This is a genomic window from Rhodovulum sp. 12E13 (genome assembly GCF_003340565.1).
Lineage (GTDB): Bacteria > Pseudomonadota > Alphaproteobacteria > Rhodobacterales > Rhodobacteraceae > HLUCCA09.
This window is the reverse complement of the sequence record NZ_QPLK01000006.1, coordinates 176,140-200,123: the sequence shown is the minus strand read 5'-3', so window position 1 is coordinate 200,123 and position 23,984 is coordinate 176,140. Positions and strand designations below refer to the sequence as shown.

The 23,984-nt window shown below is 72.3% G+C and carries 19 protein-coding genes, 1 tRNA gene and 1 pseudogene; 8 read left to right on the top strand and 13 right to left on the bottom strand.

Features of this window, described 5'->3' with window-relative positions; all coding sequences use genetic code 11:
• Nucleotides 1-101 precede the first annotated feature (101 nt).
• From DLJ49_RS07850 to DLJ49_RS07825, 6 genes and pseudogenes are all read right to left on the bottom strand, one after another.
• Entirely contained in the window at nt 102-1,307 is a 1,206-nt protein-coding gene (locus DLJ49_RS07850) for an MFS transporter (RefSeq protein WP_233488839.1), read from the bottom strand.
• On the bottom strand, nt 1,291-2,688 hold the full coding sequence (gene lpdA, locus DLJ49_RS07845) for a dihydrolipoyl dehydrogenase (RefSeq protein ID WP_115392978.1): 1,398 nt from the start codon (nt 2,686-2,688) through the stop codon (nt 1,291-1,293). The genes DLJ49_RS07850 and lpdA overlap by 17 nt, the downstream gene beginning before the upstream one ends.
• 274 nt (nt 2,689-2,962) lie before the next feature.
• Nucleotides 2,963-3,553 (bottom strand): DUF924 family protein, encoded by a 591-nt coding sequence (locus DLJ49_RS07840; protein ID WP_115392977.1) that lies wholly within the window; start codon nt 3,551-3,553, stop codon nt 2,963-2,965.
• 150 nt (nt 3,554-3,703) lie between these two features.
• Nucleotides 3,704-5,017 (bottom strand): annotated as a pseudogene (locus tag DLJ49_RS07835) (MFS transporter).
• Between the two features lie 87 nt (nt 5,018-5,104).
• Entirely contained in the window at nt 5,105-6,172 is a 1,068-nt protein-coding gene (queA, locus tag DLJ49_RS07830; RefSeq protein WP_115392976.1) for a tRNA preQ1(34) S-adenosylmethionine ribosyltransferase-isomerase QueA, read from the bottom strand.
• A 151-nt stretch (nt 6,173-6,323) separates the two neighbouring features.
• Complete coding sequence (locus DLJ49_RS07825; RefSeq protein ID WP_115392975.1) at nt 6,324-9,683, bottom strand: AsmA-like C-terminal region-containing protein; 3,360 nt, start codon at nt 9,681-9,683, stop codon at nt 6,324-6,326.
• 338 nt (nt 9,684-10,021) lie between these two features.
• Between DLJ49_RS07825 and bcp the strand changes: the two genes are divergently transcribed.
• The 3 genes from bcp (at nt 10,022) to DLJ49_RS07810 (ending at nt 11,930) form a co-directional block, all read left to right on the top strand.
• Nucleotides 10,022-10,483 (top strand): thioredoxin-dependent thiol peroxidase, encoded by a 462-nt coding sequence (bcp, locus tag DLJ49_RS07820; protein ID WP_115392974.1) that lies wholly within the window; start codon nt 10,022-10,024, stop codon nt 10,481-10,483.
• Nucleotides 10,484-10,584: 101 nt separating this feature from the next.
• On the top strand, nt 10,585-11,058 hold the full coding sequence (locus tag DLJ49_RS07815; RefSeq protein ID WP_115392973.1) for a MaoC family dehydratase: 474 nt from the start codon (nt 10,585-10,587) through the stop codon (nt 11,056-11,058).
• On the top strand, nt 11,055-11,930 hold the full coding sequence (locus DLJ49_RS07810; protein ID WP_115392972.1) for an HpcH/HpaI aldolase/citrate lyase family protein: 876 nt from the start codon (nt 11,055-11,057) through the stop codon (nt 11,928-11,930). Before DLJ49_RS07815 ends, DLJ49_RS07810 begins: the two co-directional genes overlap by 4 nt.
• 61 nt (nt 11,931-11,991) lie before the next feature.
• On the opposite strand, the gene DLJ49_RS07805 is transcribed toward DLJ49_RS07810, so the two are convergent.
• Nucleotides 11,992-12,429 (bottom strand): hypothetical protein, encoded by a 438-nt coding sequence (locus DLJ49_RS07805; protein ID WP_115392971.1) that lies wholly within the window; start codon nt 12,427-12,429, stop codon nt 11,992-11,994.
• A gap of 281 nt (nt 12,430-12,710) precedes the next feature.
• On the opposite strand from DLJ49_RS07805, the gene DLJ49_RS07800 reads away from it, so the two are divergent.
• Nucleotides 12,711-13,583: an S-methyl-5'-thioadenosine phosphorylase gene (locus DLJ49_RS07800; RefSeq protein WP_115392970.1), complete on the top strand. Its 873-nt coding sequence runs from the start codon at nt 12,711-12,713 to the stop codon at nt 13,581-13,583.
• Complete coding sequence (locus DLJ49_RS07795; protein ID WP_115392969.1) at nt 13,583-14,122, top strand: adenine phosphoribosyltransferase; 540 nt, start codon at nt 13,583-13,585, stop codon at nt 14,120-14,122. The genes DLJ49_RS07800 and DLJ49_RS07795 overlap by 1 nt, the downstream gene beginning before the upstream one ends.
• A gap of 220 nt (nt 14,123-14,342) precedes the next feature.
• Here DLJ49_RS07795 and DLJ49_RS07790 read toward each other — a convergent pair whose 3' ends face one another.
• Nucleotides 14,343-15,782, bottom strand: a complete 1,440-nt coding sequence (locus DLJ49_RS07790) for an FAD-binding oxidoreductase (protein WP_115392968.1) — start codon at nt 15,780-15,782, stop codon at nt 14,343-14,345.
• 2 nt (nt 15,783-15,784) lie between these two features.
• Nucleotides 15,785-16,690 (bottom strand): MBL fold metallo-hydrolase, encoded by a 906-nt coding sequence (locus DLJ49_RS07785; protein ID WP_115392967.1) that lies wholly within the window; start codon nt 16,688-16,690, stop codon nt 15,785-15,787.
• Nucleotides 16,691-16,845: 155 nt separating this feature from the next.
• On the opposite strand from DLJ49_RS07785, the gene DLJ49_RS07780 reads away from it, so the two are divergent.
• Nucleotides 16,846-16,919 (top strand) — tRNA-Gly (locus tag DLJ49_RS07780).
• Nucleotides 16,920-16,962: 43 nt separating this feature from the next.
• Nucleotides 16,963-17,439, top strand: a complete 477-nt coding sequence (locus DLJ49_RS07775) for an acyl-CoA thioesterase (RefSeq protein ID WP_115392966.1) — start codon at nt 16,963-16,965, stop codon at nt 17,437-17,439.
• A 9-nt stretch (nt 17,440-17,448) separates the two neighbouring features.
• Here DLJ49_RS07775 and DLJ49_RS07770 read toward each other — a convergent pair whose 3' ends face one another.
• The 4 genes from DLJ49_RS07770 to zwf all read right to left on the bottom strand — a co-directional run bounded on the left by DLJ49_RS07770 (nt 17,449) and on the right by zwf (nt 22,355).
• Nucleotides 17,449-18,498 (bottom strand): ATP-grasp domain-containing protein, encoded by a 1,050-nt coding sequence (locus DLJ49_RS07770; RefSeq protein WP_147277282.1) that lies wholly within the window; start codon nt 18,496-18,498, stop codon nt 17,449-17,451.
• An 80-nt stretch (nt 18,499-18,578) separates the two neighbouring features.
• On the bottom strand, nt 18,579-20,198 hold the full coding sequence (gene pgi, locus DLJ49_RS07765; protein WP_115392964.1) for a glucose-6-phosphate isomerase: 1,620 nt from the start codon (nt 20,196-20,198) through the stop codon (nt 18,579-18,581).
• A gap of 34 nt (nt 20,199-20,232) precedes the next feature.
• Nucleotides 20,233-20,904, bottom strand: coding sequence for a 6-phosphogluconolactonase (gene pgl, locus DLJ49_RS07760; RefSeq protein ID WP_115392963.1), 672 nt, complete (start codon nt 20,902-20,904; stop codon nt 20,233-20,235).
• Entirely contained in the window at nt 20,901-22,355 is a 1,455-nt protein-coding gene (gene zwf, locus DLJ49_RS07755) for a glucose-6-phosphate dehydrogenase (RefSeq protein ID WP_115392962.1), read from the bottom strand. Before zwf ends, pgl begins: the two co-directional genes overlap by 4 nt.
• 319 nt (nt 22,356-22,674) lie before the next feature.
• Between zwf and DLJ49_RS07750 the strand changes: the two genes are divergently transcribed.
• A complete protein-coding gene (locus tag DLJ49_RS07750; protein ID WP_115392961.1) occupies nt 22,675-23,901 on the top strand; it encodes an MFS transporter in 1,227 nt (408 codons plus the stop codon).
• Nucleotides 23,902-23,984: the final 83 nt, after the last annotated feature.

Below are 23,984 nucleotides of genomic sequence, written 5' to 3'. Positions count from 1 at the left end.
GCATGACCCTTTCACCTCCTTCGAACTCCGGGTGATGGTGTAACAGGGGTGCCTGCCATGGCGGCGGGAGGTCAACGGATGGCCCCCCGTGCGATCCGCGGTCAGGTGCCGCAGCCGTCGCGGCGCCCCCTCCGCAGCACCGCCTGCCCCAACGCCCCGAGCGCCAGCGCCAGCGCCAGCGGCCAGACAAGGCCGGGAAAGCCGAAGGCGGCGATGCAGGCGGCGAGCACGGGCACGCCCAGCGTGTTGCCCAGGTTGCCCGTCTGCGCCAGCCCGCCATTGGCCAGCGCCCGGTCGGCCGGCGCAGCGTTGAGCTCGGGCACCGCGGCGAAGCCCGCCCCCTGCACCAGCCCCAGCGCCGCCGCCACCGCGAGACAGAGCGCCGGGTGGCCCGGCGCGGCGAGGAAGGCGAGCGTCAGCGCCGCCGCCGAGGCGAACCCGATCTGCATGACCGCGACCGCCGACATCCACCGCAGGAGCGCCACGCCGAGCGTCAGCGACGCCGCGATCGAGACGAGCGGCATCGCCGTCAGCGTCGCCGTGCGCGCCGCCTCTGGGATGGCGGGGCCGATCAGCGTCAGCAGCGCCACGAAGGCGAAGGTATAGAACAGCCAGCCCGCCGCCGGCGCACCTATCCGGGCCGAGCGGTAGATGCGCGCGCTCCGCGCCATCAGATCGCCCGGCCGCGGCAGGCGGCCCCCCTCGGTCGTCTCGTCCGCCGGCAACAGCGCCGCGAGCACCGCCGCGAAGGCCGCCATCCAGACTGCATGGGCCAGGAACAGCGCAGGCACGCCGTGCCGCTCGGCCAGCGGCACCCCGAAGGCCGCGATGCCGGCGAAGGCCACCCCGAAGAACGTGCCCCACAGCGTCAGCGTGACAGGGCGGTGCCGCGGCGCCGAGAGCTGCGAGATCAGCGTGGGCGCCGCCACGACCAGCGCGAGGTGAAACGCCCCCTCGACAACACGCAAGGCGAGAAACGCCCAGAGCGGCGGCGCCAGAGCCTGCAGGGCCGACAGCGCGGCGCCCCCCGCCAGCCCCGCCAGCATCGCCCGCCGCAGCCCGACCGACGAGACGACGACCCCCGCCGCGACGCCCAGAACGATGCCGACCACGCCCACGAGCGAGACCGCCCATCCGAGCACCGCGCCAGCCCCCGGATAGAGCGCGGGCAGCATGTCGTAGACCAGCGCGACCTTGCCGTATTGCCCGGCAGCACCGAGGCCGCCCCCCCAGAGCGCCAGCACCGGCCAGACCCGCGTGCGCCCCGCCTCGTGCGGCGGGGCGGCCGGGTCAGATGTGGATGACACGGTCGTAGGCGTCGAGCACGCTCTCGTGCATCATCTCCGAGAGGGTGGGATGCGGGAAGACCGTGTGCATCAGCTCCTCCTCGGTCGTCTCCAGCGTCTGGCCCACGGCGTAGCCCTGGATCAGCTCGGTCACCTCGGCGCCGACCATGTGCGCGCCGAGCAGCTCGCCGGTTTGCGCGTCGAACACCGTCTTGACCATCCCCTCCGGCTCGCCCAACGCCAGCGCCTTGCCGTTGCCGATGAAGGGGAAGCGGCCCACGCGCACCTCGTGCCCCTTCTCCCTGGCCTGGCGCTCGGTCAGCCCGACGCTCGCGATCTGCGGCTGGCAATAGGTGCATCCGGGGATGCGGTCGGGGTGGACGGGGTGCACGTCGTTCTTCCCCGCGATCAGCTCGGCCACCATGACGCCCTCGTGGCTCGCCTTGTGCGCGAGCCACGGCGCCCCCGCGAGGTCGCCGATCGCCCAGACGCCCTCGACGCCGGTGCGGCACCAGGGGTCGGTCACGACATGGGTCTTCTCGACCTTCACGCCCAGCTTCTCGAGCCCCAGCCCCTCGGTGTTGCCGACGATGCCCACGGCCGAGATCACGGTGTCGAACTCGGCCGTCTCCACCTTGCCCTCGGCCTCTATATGGGCGGTCACGGTGCCCTTCCCGCGGTCGAGGCCCTTCACGATCGCCTTCCTGCGGATGGTCATGCCCTGCTTCTCGAAGCTCTTCTGCGCGAAGGCGCTGATCTCTTCGTCCTCGACCGGCAGGATGCGGTCCATCACCTCGACGACGGTCACGTCGGCGCCGAGCGCGTTGTAGAAGCTGGCGAACTCGATGCCGATGGCGCCCGAGCCGATGACGAGGAGCTTCTTCGGCATCCGCGGCGGCACGAGGGCGTGCCTGTAGGTCCAGACCAGATCACCGTCGGCCTCGAGCCCCGGCAACTCGCGCGCCCGCGCGCCGGTGGCGAGCACGACGTGCTTGGCGGTCAGCTCCTCGGTGCCCTTGTCGGTCTTGACCGAAACCTTGCCTTTCGCCGGCACGCTCGCCTCGCCCATGACGGCCGTGATCTTGTTCTTCTTCAACAGGTGTCCGACGCCCGAATTGAGCTGCCTGGCGATCCCGCGCGAGCGCTTGACCACGGCATCGAGATCGTAGCCGATCCCCTCGGCCTTGAGCCCGTAATCCTTCGCGCGCTCCATCAGGTGGAACACCTCGGCCGAGCGCAGCATCGCCTTGGTCGGGATGCAGCCCCAGTTGAGGCAGATGCCGCCCATGTGCTCACGCTCGACGCAGGCCACCTTGAGGCCCAGCTGCGCGCCGCGGATCGCGGCGACGTAGCCCCCCGGCCCCGCGCCGATCACGATCATGTCGAAGTTCTGCTCAGCCATGTTGTGCCCTCCGGGCTCCTGTTCGCGCGTCTCGTCCCCGGCTTACCGCATCGCGCGGCCCGGCCCAACCCGGCCCGCCCGCGCCCCGCCGCCGCGCCCCCTCGGTCTGCGGGCCGCGCGCCCGGCTGTCGCGCGCCTGCCCGCGTCGCTCTCGTCCCCGTCCCGCAGGCGGGCGCTGTCCGCGATTCAGACCCTCTGCTTCTTCTTGCTCCAAATATCCCGGGGGGAGTCGGCCGGATGGCCGACGGGGGGCTGGCCCCCCGCCCGTCTCCGGTCAGGCGGCTTCGGCCTGCAGATCGCGCACGACGGCGGCGTAACCGCCCCCCTCGAGGAAGACCTGCTCGGCCGCGGTGGTCCGGCGGCCCAGGGCGGCGTTGCGGTGGGGGAACCGGCCGTGGCGGCGGATCACCTCGCGGTGCGCCCGGGCGTGGAGCAGGTTGTCGGCCCCCGTCCGCGGCATCCGCGTCAGGATCAGGCGCAGCGCGTGTTCCTGGTCGGCGAGCACCTCGGAATGCATCAGCGGCAGGTAGAAGAACTGACGCTGCGGCTCGGCCACCCGCATGTCCCATCGCTGGCCCAGGGCGCGCAGGGCCGCGCGTCGCGCGAGCCGGTCGGTGGCATAGGCGCGGCCGTCGTCGCCGCGGAACATGTTGCGCGGGAACTGGTCGGTCACGATCAGGTAGGCGAGCGATGCCTGAGGCCCGCAGAGCCAGGCCGACAGGCCGCCCGCGCGCGCCGCCGTCCAGGTCTCGGCGAAGCGGTCGCGGATCGCCATGTCGACCGTCTCGTCGACCCGGTACCAGCCGGCCGGCCCGACCTCCTCGACCCAGAACGAGACCACCTCCGCCGGCGTCGCGACACCCATGCACCTGCCCTCCCCGTGAACGCTCCTGCGGAAGCGTGCCAAGAGGCGCGCCCCGCTGCAAGGCCGCGTCGCCGTCGCGGCCGGCTCTCGCAAGCGGAAAGGCGCCGGGCGCGGCTCACGGGTGAGACACGGGGCCCGCCCCGGCCGCGCTCAGGCAGCGCCGCGCCCGCCGCCGCCCTCCGGGTCGTGCGCCTCGTGCGCCTCGGCGGCGAGTTCCTCGGCCGCCTCGACGTAGAGTTCCTGCGCCGCCTCCACCGCGACGGGCGAGGCCGTGGGCGTGATCGGCGCGTAGGACACGGCCTCGTAATCCTCCTCGGCGGCGTAGACCGAGGGCCGGCGGGTCATCCGCCACGCGGCGTAGAGCGCCACCGCCGCCATGATCACGGTCATGAACATCCAGAATCCCGCCGGCCCGAAGGCCGAGAGCATCCAGCCGATCACGAGCGGCCCCGCGATCGCCCCGAGCCCGTTGACGAAGATCAGCCCTGCCGAGGCCCCGGCCATGTCTTCGGGGGGGAGGTAGTCGTTGGTGTAGGCGATGAGCAGCGCATAGAGCGGCTGCCCGAGCCCGCCATTGAGAAAGGCCACGCCGACCAGCACCCAGAACACCTCGCCCAGGACGATCCCCACCGCCGAGAACGCCGCGCCGAGGCCCGCCACGCCCAGGATCAGCAGCCGGCGGTCGATCCGGTCCGACAGCCAGCCGATCGGGTATTGCAGCACCATCGCGCCGAAGAAGATGGCAGCGATGAAGACCGAGATCTGCGGCACGCTCAGCCCCGCCTCGGTGGCATAGACCGCGGCCATGCCGAACTGCCCGGCAAACACGCCCCCCATGAGCAGCATCCCCACCATCCCCAGCGGCGAGACGCGGAACAGCTCGCGCAGACCCAGCGAGCGCGTCGCCTCGAAGGCCGGCGTGGGCTGGATCGACAGCAGGATCGGCGCGAAGGAGAGCGAAACGAGGACGGAGGGGATGATGAACAGGATGTAGCCCGCAGGGTCGCCCAGCGTCAGGATGCCCTGCGCGGCGACGACGCCCATCATCTGCACGATCATCTAGGCCGAGAGGGTCTGTCCCCGGGTCTCGTTCGTGGTCGTGTTGTTCAGCCACGACTCGGCGGTGATATAGACGCCCGACAGGCAGAAGCCGATCACTACCCGCAGCACGATCCACGCCCAGGGGATCGTCGCCACGGGGTAGAGGATGAGCACCGCCGAGATCAGCGAGCCGAGGAAGGCGAAGACGCGAACATGCCCGACCCGGCGGATGATCTGCGGCGTCACCCGGCTGCCCCCGAGAAAGCCCAGGAAATAGGCCGAGGTGACGAGAGACAGCTCGAAGGTCGAGAAGCCCTCGATGGCGCCGCGCACGCCCATCAGCGTGCCCTGCAGCCCGTTGCCCACCATCAGCAGGCCCATCCCGAGCAGAAGCGCCCAGGAACTCGCGATCACCTGCACCATCGGCCCTGTCCCTTGCCGCCGTTCCCGCCCCGCCTAGCCCGTTCGACTCGGGGGCGGCCCGCGTGAATGCGGCATAGCCGCGTCGCGTTAAAGCGGTTTGTCCATGCGCTGCGGGAAGAGCAGGGATGCGTCGCCGTAGGAGAAGAAGCGGTAGCGCTCCGCGATGGCGTGGGCATAGAGCGCCATGATCCGCTCGCGCCCCATCAGCGCCGAGACCAGCATCATCAGCGTCGACTTCGGCAGGTGGAAGTTGGTCATCAGCCCGTCGGCCACGCGGAAGCGGAAGCCCGGGTAGATGAAGATGTCGGTCTCGCCGCGCCAGGGCGCGATGCCGCCTTCGGTCGCGGCGCTCTCGATCAGGCGCAGCGCGGTGGTGCCGACGGCGACGATGCGCCCGCCCTCGGCCTTCGCGGCATTGATCGCGTCGGCGGCCTCTTGCGTCACCTCGCCCCATTCGGCGTGCATCCTGTGGGTCGTCACGTCGTCGACCTTCACCGGCAGGAAGGTTCCGGCGCCGACATGCAGGGTGACATGGGCGAAGCGCACGCCCCTCCGCGCGATCTTGTCCAGCAGAGCCGCGTCGAAATGGAGCGAGGCGGTGGGCGCGGCCACCGCCCCGGCGCGGCGGGCGAAGACGGTCTGGTAATCCTCGCGGTCCTGCGCGTCGGCAGCGCGGCGGGCAGCGATGTAGGGAGGCAGCGGCATGGCGCCCGCTTCGTTGAGCGCGCGGTCGAAATCCTCGCCCGAGAGCGAGAAGGCGAGGTGAAGCTGGCCGTCGCCGCGCCCCGCCACGTCGGCCGAGAGCTCGGGCGAGAACACGATGGTCTCGCCGTCGCGCACCTTCTTCATCGGCTTGGCGAGTGCGGCCCACGTCCCGTCGGCGCGGGCCTCGAGCAGCGTCACCTCGATCTGCGCCTGCGTGTCGCCCTGCGACGTGGCGCGGCGGCGGGTGCCGGTCAGCCGCGCGGGGATCACCCGGGTGTCGTTGAGCACCATCAGGTCGCCGGGGCGCAGGATGTCCGGCAGGTCGAACACATGCAGGTCGCGCGTCGCCTCGCCCTCGGCCAGCAATAGCCGCGCCGAGCTGCGCGGCCGTGCCGGGCGCGTCGCGATCAGCTCTTCCGGCAGGTCGAAATCGAAATCGGAGAGTTTCATGCCGACACCCGCATGGCCCTGCGGTCGAAGGGGCGGCCGCCGACCGTCCCCATCCCCGTCCCAATCCCCGGCCCCGGCCGGATCGGGCGCGGCGCTGCCGGATGCTGCGCGCGATGCGTCGCGCGGCCGGGCGCCTCCACGATGCACCCCATCACCGGCTCTCCGGCAGCTCGGGGGGCGCGGCGCGGAAGATCTGGCGGAAGGCCCCCGGTGTCAGGATCGACAGCGGGTTGACCGTGACGGCGGGCGCACCGGCCGGCCCCCGCACCCGGTAGTTGAAGCCGAACAGCCCCTCCCCCTCGCGCGACACCATCTGCCCGATCGAGTTGACGAAATAGATGGGCGAGAGCACGCCCTGGATGTCGATCCGATCATTGGCCATGTCGTAGATCCCGTCCGCCGAGATGCCGAGCGCCGGCCCGACAGCGGAGGCGGAGGTGAGCTGCACGGCCCCCGGCGTCAAGCGGAACGACGCCTCGATGGCCGAGAAGAGCAGGCCCGGCCCGTTCAGCCGCTCGAGCAGGCCCACGACCGACAGCGTGTTGAACAGCGCGGCGAGGCCCGGCGCGGCGGTGACGCGAATCTCGCCGACCTCGAGCGTGCCGCGCCACGCGCCCCGCTGCGCCTCGGGTGCGAGGGTGAGCGTGAGCGTGCCGCCCTGCGCCTCCTCGAAGGCGCCGGCGGCGGCGAGCGCGCGGCCGGCATCGCCCGTCTGCACGCGCAGGCTGGGGCGGCCGCCCAGGCCGGGGCCGAGCTCTCCCGTCACCGGCGGCCCACCGTCGAGGCGCCCGCGGAACGGGCCGGAGAGGGCCCCGCCAGAGGGCGCGAGATCCGCCGTCACGCCGGTCAGCGCCACGCCCCCGGCCAGCGCCAGCCGGTCGAGCCGGCCCGAAAGCGGGGGCGGCCCGCCGCCTGCCGCGCCGCCGTCTCCTGGGCCGTCGTCTCCTGCGCCGCCGCCGAGCACGGCTGCGGCAAGGTCGAGCGTGCCGCCGGCAAGCTCCACCGCCGGCGGCCGCCCCGCGCCGCGGCCGACCAGCGCCAGCGCCCCGTCGAACCAGCCGCCCAGCCGCGCCGTCTCGAGCGTCAGCCGGTCGAGCCCGCCGCCGGGGGCGAGCGCGAGCCGTCCGCGCGCCGTCAGCCCCGGTGCCTCGAGAGCGACGGTGTCGAAGGCGGGCGGCGCACCCCGGAAGCCGAGCCGCCCGGCCACCTCCAGCCGCCCCGACGCGGCCGCCGGCTTCGACCAGCCGAGGCCGGGCAGGCGCAGCGCCAGCCCCTCCAGCGTCGAGGCGACGGAGAGCGCGGGCGCCGCGCCGCGCCCGAAGGTCAGCCGCACCTCCGCCTCCGTCTCGCCTGAAAGGGCGCCGGGCGGGAGCGCCACCCCGAAGGTGCCGGCGCTTTCGGCGGAGAGGGGGGCGCGGGCCGTCACCTCGGCCAGCCCGGCATCGGGGCCGATGGGCAGGCGGAACGCGCCCGCGAGCGGCACGCCGTCGAGCGCGGCGCGCCCCTCCAGGGTCAGCCCGGTGGGGTCGACGGCGAGCGCGAGCCGGTCAGCGGTCAGCGCCCGCCCCGGCACCAGCGTCTCCGATCGCAGGGCCGCAAGCATGCCGGTCACGTCGTAGCCCACCGCGCCCGGCCGCGCCCCCCGCCCCACGGCGAAGCGCAGGCGCCCCGCCACGTCGGCCCGGCCCTCGGCGAGATCGGCCGAGAGGCCGGCGCGCGACAGCAGCGACAGCGGGGGCAGATCGAGCAGGGCGAGGGCCGCGTGCACCGGGCCGGATGCCGCGAGCCGCAGGTCGCCGTCGGCGGGCTGGAGGCGCGTGTCGGCGATGACGAACGCGGTCCCTGCGAGGTCGATCGGCCCCTCCCCCTCGGGCGCGATCCGCCCGGCCTCGAGCGAGACGGTGAAGCGGTTCTCGCCCAGCGCCGCGCGCCCCCGGCCGCCCTCGACCGGCGGAAAGCCCCGCAGCGGCCGCACCCGCCCCTCGCGGAAGCCGAAGGTCGCCGCGAGGCGCGGCCGCTCGCCCGGCGACAGGCGCAGGCCCGCCCGCGGCCGCTCGATCCGGCCCGAGAGCACGTTTCGGGCCACCCAGTCGCGCGTGCCGGGCGCGGCGGCCAACGGCCAGAGGGCCAGCACCTGCGCCGGCCCTGCCTCCTCCGCGCCGAGATCGAGCGAGGCTGCCCAGCCGCCGGCCGCGGCCGCCACCCGCCCCCGCGCGGTGAGCCGCAGGCCGGGCGCACCGGGATCGGCAGGCAGCGAGACGGGCGTCGCCTGCCCCGCGGCGGTGCCGCTCTCCGTCACGACGGTCACGCCCGCCTGCCCGATCTCGGCCGCGAAGGGGGCGAGGGTGATCCTGGCGTCGAGCGCGCCGTCGGCGAGGCGCAGCCGCCCCGGCAGCGCGGCCTCGGCGCGGATCTCGCCTGCCTCGATCGCGAGTTGGGCGGTCAGCGCGTCGGGCCATTCGCCCGGAGGCCCGGCGAGATCGGCATGGCCCGAGGCCGAGAGCGACAGGCCCGGCGCCTCGACCGCGAGCGAGGTGAAGGTGAGCCGCCCGCCCTCCGGCCGGTAGGTGAAATAGGCCTGCGCCCGGTCGAAGGGCAACGGCCGCCCGCCCTCTGGCGCGAGCCGTCCCCGCCCGATCTCAAGGGTGCCGTCGACGGGGCCGAGCGCGCCCGCCGTGCCCAGCCGCCCGATCAGCGCCCCCGAAACGGCTGCCTCGAGCGGCGCGAGCCAGCCGAGGGCGGGCGCCTGCGCGGCGAGATCGGCTGCCGGCACGCCGTCGACCAGCGCCGAGAGGCGCGCGGTGGGCGGCCCGGTCTCGGGCACCGTCAGGCGCAGCGACACGCGGCCGGGCAGATCGGCGTCGAGCGCCACGGCGATCTCGCCGCCCGTGCGCGCAACCGACAGCGTCGCGTCGTCGAACTGCCAGACGCGGCCCGCGCGCGCGTCGCGGAAGGTCAGGCTCAGCCCCTCGAGCCGCAGGCTCTGCAAGGGCGCCATCGCCTCGCGCGCCAGCAGGCCGCGGATGCGAGCGATCGCCTCGGCGGGCGTGCGCCGCAGAAGCCGCAGCGTGCCGAAGCCGAAATCGAGCTGCCCGTCGGCACGGCGCGTCACGTCGAGCGCCGCGCCCCGCAGAACCAGCGTGCGCGGGGCGCGGCCGGGCGTCAGCAGGCTGCCCGGGCCGAGCACGGCCTCGAGCGCGGGCACGGTCACCCCGCCCCCGCCCGCTGCCCCGCCCGCGCCCCCGGCCGCACCCCCGCCCGCCCCCTCGGCCGCGCCGAGCCGCACGTCCTCGGCGCGCAGGCGAAGTTGCCCGCCCTTTTCGACCGCAACGGCGATTCGGCCCAGATCGAGCGCGGCTCCCTGACCGCCCGAGGCGAGCGCCGCCTCGGCGCGCGCCTCGATCCGGTCGGAGAGGGCCTGCGGCAGGGGCATCTCCCGGCCCTGCGCGAGCACCAGAAACATCAGCAGCGCGAGCGCGACGAGCACCACGGCCTGGAGCGCATGGGCCAACGGCGAGCAGAGCAGCCAGCGCGCCAGCCCGCCCGGCCGCCCCGCACGGCGCCCTGACGCGGCCCTGCCCCCACCACGCCGCGCCCTCGCCGCCGCCTCGGCGGGCTTCTCACGGGCGCGGCCCGCCCCTGCGCCCGGGCCTGCGCCCGTCCCTGCCCCCGGGCCTGCGCCCGCCCCCGCGTCGGGGCCCGCGCCCGGGCGCCCGTCGCGGCCCCGGTCCGCCTTCCGCTCTGGCGCGGCCGCCACTCGCTGTGATCCGTCGCTCGACATGCCCCTTTAACTTCGCCCGCCACGGCCTAGAAAGGAAGCCGAACGTCAGGACCCCGGAGGAACAGTCCATGATCGAGCCCGGCACCAAGGCCCCCGACTTCTCGCTGCCCCGCGACGGCGGCGGCGAGGTCGCGCTGTCCGATCTCGGCGGCAAGACCGTCGTCCTCTACTTCTACCCCAAGGACGACACGTCGGGCTGCACGAAGGAGGCGATCGCCTTCACCGAGCTCATGCCCGAATTCGAGGCCGCCGGCGCCACCGTGCTGGGCGTGTCGAAGGACTCGGTGAAGAAGCACGACAAGTTCCGCGACAAGCACGAGCTGAAGGTCACGCTGCTGTCGGACGACGAGTCGGACGTCTGCGAGCGTTACGGCGTCTGGGCCGAGAAGAGCATGTACGGCAAGACATACATGGGCATCGAGCGCTCGACCTTCCTGATCGACGGCGAGGGCACGGTGCGCGAGGTCTGGCGCAAGGTGAAGGTGCCGGGCCATGCCGAGAAGGTGCTGGAGGCCGTCAAGGCGCTCTAGCGGATCGCCCGCGGCCGGGCGTTCGCCGCGCGTCGGCTCTGGCGCCCGGCGCCCCGGCATGGCACCACGCGCCCCGACAGAGGGGCGCGAGGGAGGGGCGCATGGCAGGCCGCTGGTTCGAGGGCTTCACCATCGGCGAGGTGATCCGGCACGACATCCGCCGCACGGTGACCGAGGCCGACAACGTCATCTTCACGACGATGACGATGAACCCCGCCGCGATCCATCTCGACCATGCCTATTCGGCCGAAACCGAGTTCGGGCGGCCGCTGGTCAACTCTTTGTTCACCCTGGGCCTCGTGGTGGGCATCTCGGTGCACGAGACGACGCTCGGCACCACGGTCGGCAATCTCGGCTTCGAGGAGGTGCGCTTTCCCGCGCCCGTCTTTACCGGCGACACCCTCCACGTCGAGACCGAGGTGGCGGCGGCGCGCGAGAGCCGCTCGCGGCCGGGCCAGGGCATCGTGACCTTCGTCCACCGCGCCTACAACCAGGACGGCGCGCTGGTCTGCGAGGCGCGGCGCGGGGCGCTGATGCTCAAGGCGCCTGCCGAGGGGCCGGAGGGCGCGGCATGAGGCTCACGTCGCTCCTGTTCGTTCCGGCCGACAGCCCGCGCAAGGTGGAAAAGGCGCAGGGCACCGGTGCGGCGGGCGTGATCCTCGATCTCGAGGACAGCGTCGCCGAGGGCGCCAAGGCGGCGGCGCGCGACGGCCTGCCGGGCCTGATCGCCGCGCTTCCGGCAGAGCGCGACTGGGCGCTCTGGGTGCGGATCAACGCGCTCGACACCGGCCATGCCGAGGCCGACCTCGCCGCCGCGATCCGCCCCGGCCTCGACGGGATCGTGCTGCCCAAGGCCGAGGGCGGGGCAGACGTCGCGCGGCTGGCCGAGCTGATCGCGCCGCTCGAGGCGGCGGCTGGCATGGCGCCGGGGCACGTGCGCATCCTGCCTCTGGTGACCGAGACGCCCGCGGGCCTGTTCGCGCTGTCCACCTACGCGCCGGCCCATCCACGGCTCGCGGGGCTGACATGGGGCGCGGAGGATCTGGCCTCGGTCGTCGGCGCCACGTCGAATCGCGACGAGACGGGCGGCTGGACCGAGCCCTACCGCCTCGCCCGGTCGCTCTGCCTGTTCGCCGCCGCGCATGCCGGCGTGCCCGCCGTCGAGACGCTGCACGCCGATTTCCGCGATGCCGACGGCCTCGCCGCGTCGTGCCGGGCGGCACGGCGCGACGGCTTCGCCGGACGGCTCGCCATCCACCCCGCGCAGATCGAGGGGATCGAGCGCGCCTTCGCGCCGACCGAGGAAGAGGTCGCGCTGGCCCGCCGCATCGTCGCGGCGTTCGAGGCCGAGCCGCACCGTGGCGCGATCGGCATCGACGGCAAGATGGTCGACATCCCCCATCTCAAGCAGGCCCGGCGGCTGCTGGCCGCGCTCGGCGAAGGCTGAGGGCCAGGCACGAAAAAGGGGGCCGCAAGGGCCCCCTCTTCCGGTCGAGCGATCGAGCCGATTACTGGATGATCGCCTCGAGCTCGGTGTTGCTCGGCTCCGAATCGGTCAGCTCGAGATACAGCGCCGACACCTGTTCGTCCGTCAGCGTGGCGACATCGGCGTCGATCTCGCGCGTGGCCAGCATGTCCGCGACCACGTTGCGCAGATCGTTCGAGCCGCCCATGCGCGCCATTTCGTCGGGATCGGCCATGATCGCCTCTTCGTCCATCTCGTACTGGCTGTCTGCCACGATGGAATCGACCCGGCCCTGAATGTCGGCGGCGCTGTCCTCGCCGGCGGTGGCGGCGTAGAGCGCGCGCACCTGCTCGTCGGTCAGCGTGCTCACGTCGACATCCTCGAACCGGTTCTCGAGCACGTTGCGGAGCATGTCGGTATCGGCGGCCGCCGGCGCGGCGAGAGCGATGGCGAGCGCGGTGGTCGTCAGAATGCGTTTCATGTCGGTCTCCTTTCCTTTTGTCCGGTCACGGGGGACGCGGCCGGCGGGCCGGCCCGTCTCCCGCGATCTCGACTCTCCAACAGGCTTTCGGCCCATGTGTTCCGGCCGCCGCCGCCTTCGGTCATGCACAGCTCCGCTGCATCGACGCGCAGAGCCGGGCGCGCTCATGACCGGGCACGTCCGGGTCGCACGCGGGCGAGCGGCACGGCGGCACCCTTCCCATTCCCCGCCCCCCGCGGCAGGGTCGGGCAGGGAATCGGGGCAAAGCGGAGCAGCGCAGCATGGCCGGGACGATGATCGGGGTGATCGGGGGCAGCGGCCTCTACCAGATCGAGGGGCTCGAAGGCGCCCGGTGGCGCACGGTCGAGACCCCCTGGGGCGCACCGTCCGACGCGGTGCTGACCGGCAGCCTGGCGGGGGTGCCGATGGCCTTCCTGCCCCGGCACGGGCGCGGTCACGTCCACGCGCCCTCCTCGATCCCCTATCGCGCCAACATCGACGCGCTGAAGCGGCTCGGCGTGACCGACGTGATCTCGGTCTCGGCCTGCGGATCGTTCCGCGAAGAGATGGCCCCGGGCGACTTCGTGGTGGTCGACCAGTTCATCGACCGCACCTTCGCCCGCGAGAAGAGCTTCTTCGGCCCCGGCTGCGTGGCGCATGTCTCGGTCGCGCACCCGACCTGCCCGCGGCTCGGCACCGCCTGCGCCGAGGCCGCCGAGGCGGGGGGCGTGCGCGTCCATCGCGGCGGCTGCTACCTGGCGATGGAGGGGCCGCAATTCTCGACCCTCGCCGAGTCGCGGATGTATCGCACCCACTGGGGCGCCGACGTGATCGGCATGACCAACATGCCCGAGGCCAAGCTCGCCCGCGAGGCCGAGCTCTGCTACGCCACCGTCGCCATGGTGACCGACTATGACAGCTGGCACCCCCAGCACGGCGAGGTCGACGTGGCCGACATCATCGCCACCCTCACCGGCAACGCCGAGAAAGCCAAGGGCATGGTCGCCCGGCTGCCCGCCCTTCTGGGCGGTGCGCGCGCACCCTGCCCCCACGGCTGCGACCGGGCGCTCGACACCGCCATCCTCACCGCGCCCGAGGCGCGCGACAATGCAATGCTGGCCCGGCTCGACGCGGTGGCGGGGAGGGTTCTGTGATGAACAACGGCAAGACCGTCCGCGACTACATCCGCACCATCGCCGACTTCCCCCACGAGGGGATCATGTTCCGCGACGTGACCACGCTGTTCGCCGACCCGCGCGGCCTGCGCATGGCGGTCGATCAGCTGCTCCACCCGTGGTCCGGCCAGCCGATCGACGCCGTGGCGGGGCTCGAGGCGCGCGGCTTCATCCTCGGCGGCGCCATCGCGCACCAGCTTGGCAAGGGCTTCGTGCCGATCCGCAAGAAGGGCAAGCTGCCCGGCGCGGTGATCTCGGAGGCCTACGTGCTGGAATACGGCGAGGCGGTGATGGAGATGCACGACGACTCGCTCGCGCCGGGCGCGCGCGTGCTGCTGGTCGACGACCTGCTGGCCACGGGCGGCACGGCCGAGGCCGGCATCAGGCTGATCGAGCGGCTGGGCGGTACGGTGGTGGGCTGCGCCTTCGTCATCGACCTGCCCGATCTCGGCGGCCGGGCGAGACTTGAGGCGATGGGGCAGGATGTCCACGCGCTCTGCGCCTTCGAGGGCGACTAGCCGGCCCGGGACGCGCCCCGAGGCCCCGCGTCCAGGCCGCGCATCCGTGCCCCGCGTCGCGCGCGGGCGGCGCCGCGAGATTGCGTATTTGCGACAGAAAGAAGCCGGGGCGCGCTGTTGCGCGAGAAACGCCCCGGCGCCGCAGCCGTGCCTCGCGCGTGCGCCGCGCCTGCTTCTTCTTGCGTGGATCCCCCCCGGAGGGCCGCCCTCGGCCCGCGCCTCACGCAGGGTCGGGCGCGCCGCCGGCCGCCACGCGCAGCACCGCGCCGGGGTTCATGATGCCCCCAGGGTCGAGCGCGGCCTTGATCGCGCGCATCGCGGCGAGCTTGGCCGGATCGCCGTAGCGCTCGAGCTCGGCAACCTTGAGCCGGCCAACCCCGTGCTCGGCGGAAACCGAACCGCCCATCTCGTGGACGAGGTCATGCACCGCGGCCTTGATGGCGGGGCGCAGCGGCTCGTAATCGTCGTGGCCGCGGCCGGGTGCGGGAAAGACATTGTAGTGCAGGTTGCCGTCGCCCACGTGGCCGAAGCAGTTGATCCGCATGTCGCCGAGTTCGGCGAGCGCGGCATCGGCCCGCGCGATGAACGCGGGGATCGCCGAAAGCGGCACCGAGATGTCGTGCGACGAGACCGAGCCGATACGCCGGTTGGCCTCGGGGATCGTCTCGCGCACATGCCAGAAGGCGGCGCGCTGCGCCTCGCTCTGCGCGATCACCCCGTCTGTGGCCAGGCCCGCCTCGAAGGCTTCGGCAAAGAGGTCCTCCAGTGCCGCGGCCGGATCGAGCCCCTGTGCAAGTCCGACATCGATCAGCACGCACCAGTCGGGCGCGGGATCGACCGGGCGGCGCACCTCGGGCATCGTCTCCTCCAGGAAGCGCAGCCCCTGCCCGCCCATGAGCTCGAAGGCGCTGACGCCCTCGGCCATCCGCCCGCGGGCGAGCGCCAGCAGCTTCAGCGCCGCCTCGGGCGAGGGCACGACGACCAGCGCCGCGCCTTCTGCGGCGGGGCGCGGGTGCAGGCGCAGCACGGCGGCGGTAATCACCCCCAGCGTCCCCTCGGCGCCGATCAGCAGGTTCTTCAGGTCGTAGCCGGTATTGTCCTTGCGCAGCCGCTTCAGTCCGTGATGCACCGACCCGTCCGGCAAGACCGCCTCGATCCCGAGGCAGAGGTCGCGGGCGTTGCCGTAGCGCAGCACGCCCACGCCGCCCGCATTGGTGGCGAGCAGCCCGCCGATCCGCGCAGAGCCGCCCGAGGCGAGCGAGAGCGGAAAGGTCAGCCCCGCAGCCGCGGCTGCCGACTGGACGTCGGCGAGGATCGCGCCCGCCTCTGCCACCAGCACCGCCTCGTCGGGGTGGACGGAGCGGATCGCCGTCATCCGTTCGAGCGACAGCAGGATGGGCCGGGGGCCGGCGCTCGCGATCTGGCCGCCGACGAGGCCGGTGCCGCCGCCATAGGGCACGACCGGCACACGCGCCGCACCTGCGACGCGCACGACATCGGCCACCTCGTCGGCCGTGGCCGGGGCCACCAGCAGCGCGTCCTCGGTGCGCCAGCGTCCGCGCGGCTCCTCGAGGTAGCGCGGCTCGAGCGGACGGAAGGCGGCGTGGGTAAGGCGGGCCCGCAGCTCTGCCTCGATGCTGTCGGTGACGGGGTGGAGCATGCTCAGTCGATCGCCCTGGGCGCCGGGCGCGTGCCGTCCGCGCCCTCTCCCGCGCCGTCGTTGAAGCCGAGGAAACGCGGGCGCAGCACCACCACCGTCGGCTCCGACGGCAGCGTGCGCAGCGACACCTCGATCTCGCGCCCCTCGCGCCGGTCGATGCGGAACTCGTCCTCCATTCCCGCAACGAAGGCCTCGAGCGAGCGGCCCGAGAACCAGTGCATCGGGATCACCACCGACGATTTGAGCCGCTGCAAAGTCTCGATCATCTCCGGAAGGCTCAGCGTCAGCCCGCCGTCGACCGGCGCCATCACCACGTCGAGCCGCCCCAGCGCGGCGAACTGCTCGGCCGAGGGCACGTGGTGGAGGTGGCCGAGATGGCCGATGCACAGGCCCGCCACCTCGAACACGAAGATCGAGTTGCCGCCCTCGATCGACGCGCCGCCGAAACTGCTGCCGCGGATGTTGGTCGACACGTTGCGCACGAGCATCTCGCCCAGGTCGACGTGATGCTCGATCTCGCCGCCCGTCGACGGATCCCACCCTGTCAGGACGTGGGGGATGTCCGGGTGCGGCTCGCGCGTCCAGTGGGTGGAATGGGCCTGGTTCATCGTCACCACGGCCGGCACGAACGCGGTCGGGCCGATGAAGCCGCTGTAGTCGGTCACCGCCGACAGCCCGCCGGCCGTCTGGATCAGGAACATCGCGTGGTCGATGTAGCTGATGCGCACGCTCTCCTCGGGCACCGGCGCGGTGAAGGAGGCCCGATGCAGGTAGCGCAGGCCGGGCGTGTCCTCGACCAGCGCGATGCAGTGCGAGGGGCGCCGCTCGCCCTCCTGCGCCGGGGCGGGCGCGGCGGCCAGCAGGGCCAGCGCGGGGAGGGCGATCAGGGCGAGGGCGCGTGCGAGCATGGGAAGCCTCCTGTCGTGAGGCAGGGTAGCGCAGGGGAAGCGGGGGGCAAAGCCACCCCGCGCCGGGCTGCGATCACCGGGCCGTGAGCGGCGCCCCGAGGGCCGCGCGCCCCGCGCTTGACGGGGCGCGGCGCCGGGCGTATCGGAAAAGGGTCGCGGGTGTAGCTCAATGGTAGAGCAGCAGCTTCCCAAGCTGACGACGAGGGTTCGATTCCCTTCACCCGCTCCATCCGGCCCCGTCGGGCCACGCGCAGCCCCGCCGACGCAGGCCCATGACGCTCCCCTATCTCACCCCGCTGTCGCGTCCGCAGATGGAGGCCTACGGCGTGCCCGCGGGCTGGCCCTTCGGCCTGATGGACCGGGTGCGCTTTTCCGAGATCGACGCGCTCGACCATGTCAACCACACCGCCTACCTGCGCTGGTTCGAGAGCTTGCGCGTGCTCTACATGCGCGAACGCGGCATCAGCCCCTATGACGGGAGCGGCGCGCTGATCGTGCTGAAATCGGTGAGCATGGACTACCGGCGCGAGATGGTCCTCGGCGAGGATTACGTGGTGACGGCGCGCACCGTCGCCTTCCGCCGCGCCTCGCTCGAGATGCACTACGCCGTCTTCGCGCCCGACCTGCGGGCGGAAGGCACGGCCGTGATCGTGCTGATGGCGCGCGACGGGTCGGGCAAGCACCCGCTCACCGACCCGCAGAAGGCCCGGCTGGTCGAGCTCGACGGCGCCCGGGACGCGAGCGGGTGAGCCGACAACTCAGGCGCTCGACGCGGCGAGGCGCTCTTCGAGCGCTGCAATCAAGTGCGGCGCGGAGTTGCGCGCATTATCAGCCGGGCTGTGGAACGGCTGCCACGCCGGCAGTAGATGGCGTATCGGCTCGAGCGCGCCGGAATATTGCTTGTTATCGAACTTGAACCCCGTTTCACAGACGAGCACACGGCCCGACTCACGCTCGACCAGGACATCATGCGCGTAGAAGCCCGGACCGAGCGCATCGGACACGCGGCGCGCGATGTCACTCAGATGATCCCATGTCGCCTCCACCAGTCGTTCGTGTAGGTCATTGATCATCCGGGCGTCGACAGGCGTGTCCTTGGTATGAACGCTTGCGTCATTCTGCGCCGCGTCACGCGCGCGCACGAAGGCGTGTGTGATTTTGGCCCCGATGCACATCACGCGCACGGTCGAATAGTAATCTTTGCCACCGTATTCTATGCGCGTGTCGATGAACTCGGTATTGTACCGAAACGGGTCGAGCGAGGCGCCGCTTTCGACGACTTGAACCGGCTGGGCCGACTCCGCGACCGCATTGCTGAAGACGGGCGCGTCGGCGGCGCTGACCATCCGGGGCATGGGCACCCCGGCCGCCGTGAGCACCTCGTTCGTCCGCCTCTTGTCGGCGACGATGCGCCCCGTCTCGGGGTGGTTGAAGACCAGCTCCGCGCGGGCGAGCGCGGCGTCGAGCCGGGCGCCCGACGGGATGTCGTGCTCTTCTCGGTAGATCATCACCACGAACGCCGGCAACGCGCGATCGAGAGCGCCCTCCAGCGCGGCAACCGAGGTGACGAACCGCGTGTCGAAGCCGGCCTCTCGAAGAACGGTGCACAAGGCCGGGAGGTAGGTTTCCGCGGTGACCTTGCCCGGGTTAGACAGATGGAAGCGGGACAAGCCGGCGAAAACCACCACCCCCTTGGGCCTGCGCGGCCGGGGGTGCGCGACCTGTCGTTCCAGCCACCATGCCCGATACGCCTTATTACCACGGACCCGACGCCGGAGCGATGCGGGTATCAGTCGCTTCAGCGCCATGTCGCCGCACGCTCCCCTTCGGTCAATCGGCGGTTACAAATGCGCCAGTGGGGTGTCAAGTCGGCCTCGTGGCGCCGACCTCAGCGCACCCGGCGGATGTGGGCGGCGAGAAGGGCGGTGGAGCCGTCGGCGGGCTGTGCGTCCTGCCGGCCTTCGACGATGGGCAGAAGATCCTTCGCCAGGTCCTTGCCGAGCTCGACCCCCCACTGGTCGAACGAATTGATGCCGAGGATCACCCCCTCGACGAAGACCCGGTGCTCGTAGAGCGCGATGATCTGGCCCAGCATCTCGGGCGTCAGAAGCGGGTAGACCAGCGTCGTCGAGGGGCGGTTGCCGGGGAAGGTGCGGGCGGCGGCGGCGCGCGCGGCCGCCTCGCCGGTGAGGCCCTGCGCCTCGGCGATGGATTGCGCCTCCTTGTGGCTGCGGCCGGTCATCAGCGCCTCGGACTGGGCGAGGCAGTTGGCCACGAGCAGCCGGTGCTGGTGGGCGAGGTCGTCCTCGTGGCCCCTCGCGCCGACGAGGAACTCCACCGGGATCACGTCGGTGCCCTGGTGGAGAAGCTGGAAGAAGGCGTGCTGCCCGTTCGTGCCCGGCTCGCCCCAGACGATCGGGCCGGTCGGCCGGTCGACCGGGTGCCCGTCGCGTCGCACGCGCTTGCCGTTGCTCTCCATCTCGAGCTGCTGGAGATAGGCGGGCAGCCGCGCCAGCCGCTGCTCGTAGGGGATCACCGCGCGGGTGGGGCAGCCCAGCACCTGCCGGTGCCAGATGCCGACGAGCGCCAGCAGGACCGGCAGGTTGTCCTTGAACTCGGCGGCCCTGAAATGGCGATCCATCGCCTGACCGCCGCGCAGGAAGGCCCGGAAGGCGCCGGGCCCGATGGCGATCATGAGCGACAGGCCGATCGGCCCCCACATCGAATAGCGCCCGCCCACCCAGTCGGCGAAGCCGAAGACGCGGGAGGGGTCGATGCCGAAGCGCGCGGTCTCGTCCTGCGCCGAGGACAGGGCGGCGAACTGCTCGCCCGGCTCGTCGACCGCCTCGCCCATCCAGGCGCGGGCGGTGGCGGCGTTGGTCATCGTCTCGACGGTCGTGAAGGTCTTGGAGGCCACGATCACCAGCGTCGTCTGCGGGTCGAGGCGGCGCAGCACGTCGGTGACATGCGCGCCGTCGACGTTGGAGACGAAGTGCACGCGCGGCCCGTCGTGGTAGGGGGCCAGCGCCTGCACCGCCATGGCCGGGCCGAGATCGGAGCCGCCGATGCCGATGTTGACCACGTCGGTGATCGGCCCGCCCTGCCCCTCGAACACGCCGTCGCGCACGTCGTCCGCGAAGCCCTCCATGCGGCGGAGCGTGTCGAGCACCTCGGGCATCACGTCGGCCCCGTCGACCGTGACCGGCCCGCCGTCGAGGTTGCGCAGGGCCGTATGCAGCACCGCGCGCCCCTCGCTCTCGTTGATCTTGCGCCCCGAGAACATCGCGTCGCGCCACTTCGCGACGCCCGCGCGCTCGGCCAGCTCGAGCAGGAGCCAGCGCCCCTCGGTGTCGATGTTGGTCTTGGAATAGTCGAACAGCAGGTCGCCGAAGCTCGCCGAGAACTCGCGCGCGCGGTTCGGCGTGGCAAACAGGCCCGCGATGCGGCGCTTGCGCACCTGCGCCGCGTGCGCCTCGATCCGGCCCCAGGGGCCGCTGGTCTCGCTCATGCTGGCTCGTCTCCTGGCCGGGGGCGCGTGCCGGTCACGGCGCCCAGTGTACGGTCGCGTTCGTCAAGACCGCGTGAACGGGCGCCTCCTGCACCGGCAGCTTCGACGCCCGTTCGAGCGCGGCGCGCTTGTCGTCGCCGGTGACGACGACATGGGTCGAGAGCGCCCCCCAGAGCGCCGGCGCGGTCAGCGTCACCCGCGCCTCGGGCTGGCCGGCGGGCCGGGTCACGGCGAGCGGCGGGGCGGTCGCGTCGAGCGCCGCGTCGAGGCCCGGCGCGCCGGGAAAGAGCGAGGCGGTGTGCATGTCGGCCCCCATGCCCAGCAGCAGCACGTTGATCGGCATCATGGGCGCGACGGCGGCGTTCAGCCCCGCCAGCGCCTGCTCGGGCGTCACGCCGTCGACGTAGAGCGGCCGGAAGCGCGCCGCCGCCGCCGGCCCCGTAAGCAGCCGCTCGCGGATGAGCCGCGCGTTGGAGCGCTCGTGCGCGGGGCCGACCCAGCGCTCGTCGGTCGGCATCACCGTCACCCGATCCCAGTCGAGACGCAGGCTCGACAGCGTGTCGAAGAGCGGCCCCGGCGTGGTGCCGCCCGGCACGGCGAAGGTGACGTGATCGTGGGTCATCAGAGCCGATTTCAGCTCGCTCGAGAGCCGGTCGGCGAGATCCATCATCATCAGGTCGGAGTCGGGGTATTCGATCAGGCTCACGCTCGTATCTCCCGCCAGCGTCGGTTGTCGCGGTGCATCAGTATCTGGGCCTCTTCGGGCCCGGCGCTGCCCTGTTCGTAGGGTGCCGGCACGTCGCCGCGCGCCTCCCATGCGGCGATCACCGGGTCGGTCCAGGCCCAGGCCGCCTCCACCTCGTCGCCCCGCATGAAGAGGGTCTGGTTGCCGCGGATCACGTCCATGATCAGCCGCTCGTAGGCGTCGGGGATCTCGTCGGCCTCGGGGCCCAGCGCCTCGGCGAAGGACATGTCGAGCGGCACGTCGACCAGCCGCATGCCACCCGGACCCGGCTCCTTGATGGTGACGCCCAGCTCGATCCCCTCGTTCGGCTGGAGCCGGATCGACAGCAGGTTGCGGTGCCGCCCGCGGTCGGCCCCGAAGATCGAGTGCGGCGCATCCTTGAACACCACGGCGATCTCCGAGGCGCGGGCGCGCAGCCTCTTGCCCGTGCGCAGGTAGAACGGCGTGCCGGCCCAGCGCCAGTTGGAGATCGACAGCTTCATGGCGATGAAGCTCTCGGTGCGCGAGCGCATGTCGTCGACGTCGTCGCGGTAGGAGGGGCCATCCGGGCCCGCCTCGTACTGCCCGCGCACGATGTCGGCCGGCTCCACCTCGTCGAGCGCGCGGATCACCTTGAGCTTCTCGTCGCGCACCGAATCGGCCCCGAAGCGCGATGGCGGCTCCATCGCGATCAGGCATAGAAGCTGCATGAGATGGTTCTGCATCATGTCGCGCATCGCGCCCGCGCGGTCGTAGTACTCGCCGCGCCCGCCCACGCCCACGGTCTCGGCCACGGTGATCTGGATGTGGTCGACATACTGGCTGTTCCAGAGCGGCTCGAACAACACGTTGCCGAAACGCACGGCCATCAGGTTCTGCACCGTCTCCTTCCCGAGGTAGTGGTCGATCCGGTAGATCTGCGTCTCGTCGAAATGACGGGCGAGATTGGCGTTGAGTTCCCGCGCGCTCTCCAGATCGTGGCCGAAGGGCTTTTCCACGACGATGCGGCTCTCGGGCGTGGCGATGCCGTGATCGTGCAGGCGCTCGGCGAGCGGCAGGAACAGGCCGGGACCGACCGAAAGATAGAAGGCGCGCACCCGCCCCGCCCCCATCCGCGCGGCGAGACGCGCCCAGCCCGCCTCGCCCGTCGCGTCGATCTGCTCGTAGCCCACGCATTCCAGAAAGCGCGCCATCGCCTCGGGGTCGCGCCTTGCCTCCGGCACGAACTCCTCCAGCGCCTCGCGCACCATCGCCCGGTAGCCCGAGTCGTCGAGTTCCGACCGCGCGGCGCCGATCACCCGCGCGTCGTCGGGCATCTGGCCGTCGGCGAGCCGGCGGTAGAGCGAGGGCAGGATCTTGCGCCGGGCAAGGTCGCCCGTGCCGCCGAAGATCACCAGGTCGAACGGATCGACGGGAATGATGCGCGCGACCATACGCTCTCCTTGTTGTTCGCGCCGTCCCGGGCGGCCGGCTGCCTTGCGAGAGCCCGCCCGGCACCGGTCGCCGATGTTAGCGCCACCACACCTAGCGGCTGCCGCGGCCGGGCGAAACCCGTCGCCGGCCTGTCCCGCGCGGCGCGGCCCGCGCCCATACCTGCCCAGCCGGGCCCGGATGGCAAGGCGGCTTGCCGTCTCGCCGGCCGGGCCGGCCGCGTGCCGTGGCTTGCCCCCCGTCGACCCCCGTCGCCCCCCGCCGCGCGGACGCGCGTGTGCTGCCCTTGTGGTGACCGTCCGGCCGGGGATAGATGCCGCCATGACCGCCACCGACCTTCCCGATACCGCCGTTTCCGACGCCCGCGCCAAGCGCAACGTCGCCGTGCTCGTCGCCGCGCAGGCCATCCTCGGCGCGCAGATGCCGATGATCTTCACCGTGGGCGGGCTGGCGGGCACCATGCTCGCGCCCAATGCCTGCCTCGCCACGTTGCCGATCTCGCTGATCGTGTTCGGGTCGATGACGACGGCCCCGTGGCTGTCGTCGGTGATGCAGCGCACGGGCCGCGTGCCGGGCTTCCTCATCGGCGCGGCCGGCGGCGCGGCGGGGGCGGCAATCTGCGCGGCGGCGCTCTTGTGGAACTCGTTCCCGCTCTTCCTGCTCGGCAGTTACATGACGGGCATCTACCTGTCGGCGCAGGGCTTCTTCCGCTTCGCCGCAGCCGACACGGCGTCGGACGCGTTTCGCCCCAAGGCGATCAGCTACGTCATGGCGGGCGGTCTTCTCTCGGCGATCATCGGCCCCGCGCTCGGCACCAGCCTCGTCGACAGTTTCATGGTGCCCTTTCTCGGCACCTACCTCGCGGTGATCGCGCTCAACGCTCTGGGCCTGTTCCTGTTCTTCGCCCTCGACATTCCGAAGCCGCCCAAGCCGAAGCCCGGCGCCGGGATCGGCCGCACGCGCCTCGAGTTGCTCAAGGAGCCCGCCATCGCCGTGGCCATCGTCTGCGCCATGGTCTCCTACGCACTGATGAACCTGGTGATGACCTCGACGCCGCTCGCCGTGGTCGGCTGTGGCTTCGAGACGACGACTGCTGGCCATGTCGTCACCGCCCACGTGCTGGCGATGTATGCGCCCTCGTTCGTCACGGGACACCTGATCGCCCGCTTCGGCGCCCGCACGATCGTCTGGGCCGGCCTCGTCATCCTCGCCGCTGCCGGCGCGGTGGCGCTTCAGGGCGTGGACCTCGCCAACTTCTTCGTGGCGCTCGTGCTGCTCGGTGTGGGCTGGAATTTCGGCTTCATCGGCGCAACGACGATGCTCTCCGCCGCCCACGCCCCGGAAGAGCGCGGCGCGGTTCAGGGCATGAACGACGCGCTCGTCTTCGGCTGCGTGACGGTCGCGTCGCTCGCCTCGGGCGGGCTGATGAACTGCTCGGGCGGCGACGCGGTCGCCGGCTGGTCGGCGGTCAACCTCGCCATGGCACCCTTCCTCGCGATGGCGGGCGGTGCGCTCATCTGGCTGTCGCTCCGCCCCCGCGACGCCTGACCCATCCGGAGACGGCCCCCGCCCGGCGCGCCGCAAAAGCCTTGCCAAGGCTTTTGCAAATTCCTTCTCGAAGGAATTTGCCG

Coding starts and splice junctions, on each gene's coding strand:
- lpdA (WP_115392978.1), bottom strand. CDS start 2,688: ATGGCTGAGCAGAACTTCGACATGATCGTGATCGGCGCGGGGCCGGGG.
- DLJ49_RS07840 (WP_115392977.1), bottom strand. CDS start 3,553: ATGGGTGTCGCGACGCCGGCGGAGGTGGTCTCGTTCTGGGTCGAGGAG.
- queA (WP_115392976.1), bottom strand. CDS start 6,172: ATGAAACTCTCCGATTTCGATTTCGACCTGCCGGAAGAGCTGATCGCG.
- bcp (WP_115392974.1), top strand. CDS start 10,022: ATGATCGAGCCCGGCACCAAGGCCCCCGACTTCTCGCTGCCCCGCGAC.
- DLJ49_RS07815 (WP_115392973.1), top strand. CDS start 10,585: ATGGCAGGCCGCTGGTTCGAGGGCTTCACCATCGGCGAGGTGATCCGG.
- DLJ49_RS07810 (WP_115392972.1), top strand. CDS start 11,055: ATGAGGCTCACGTCGCTCCTGTTCGTTCCGGCCGACAGCCCGCGCAAG.
- DLJ49_RS07805 (WP_115392971.1), bottom strand. CDS start 12,429: ATGAAACGCATTCTGACGACCACCGCGCTCGCCATCGCTCTCGCCGCG.
- DLJ49_RS07800 (WP_115392970.1), top strand. CDS start 12,711: ATGGCCGGGACGATGATCGGGGTGATCGGGGGCAGCGGCCTCTACCAG.
- DLJ49_RS07795 (WP_115392969.1), top strand. CDS start 13,583: ATGAACAACGGCAAGACCGTCCGCGACTACATCCGCACCATCGCCGAC.
- DLJ49_RS07790 (WP_115392968.1), bottom strand. CDS start 15,782: ATGCTCCACCCCGTCACCGACAGCATCGAGGCAGAGCTGCGGGCCCGC.
- DLJ49_RS07785 (WP_115392967.1), bottom strand. CDS start 16,690: ATGCTCGCACGCGCCCTCGCCCTGATCGCCCTCCCCGCGCTGGCCCTG.
- DLJ49_RS07775 (WP_115392966.1), top strand. CDS start 16,963: ATGACGCTCCCCTATCTCACCCCGCTGTCGCGTCCGCAGATGGAGGCC.
- DLJ49_RS07770 (WP_147277282.1), bottom strand. CDS start 18,498: ATGGCGCTGAAGCGACTGATACCCGCATCGCTCCGGCGTCGGGTCCGT.
- pgi (WP_115392964.1), bottom strand. CDS start 20,198: ATGAGCGAGACCAGCGGCCCCTGGGGCCGGATCGAGGCGCACGCGGCG.
- zwf (WP_115392962.1), bottom strand. CDS start 22,355: ATGGTCGCGCGCATCATTCCCGTCGATCCGTTCGACCTGGTGATCTTC.
- DLJ49_RS07750 (WP_115392961.1), top strand. CDS start 22,675: ATGACCGCCACCGACCTTCCCGATACCGCCGTTTCCGACGCCCGCGCC.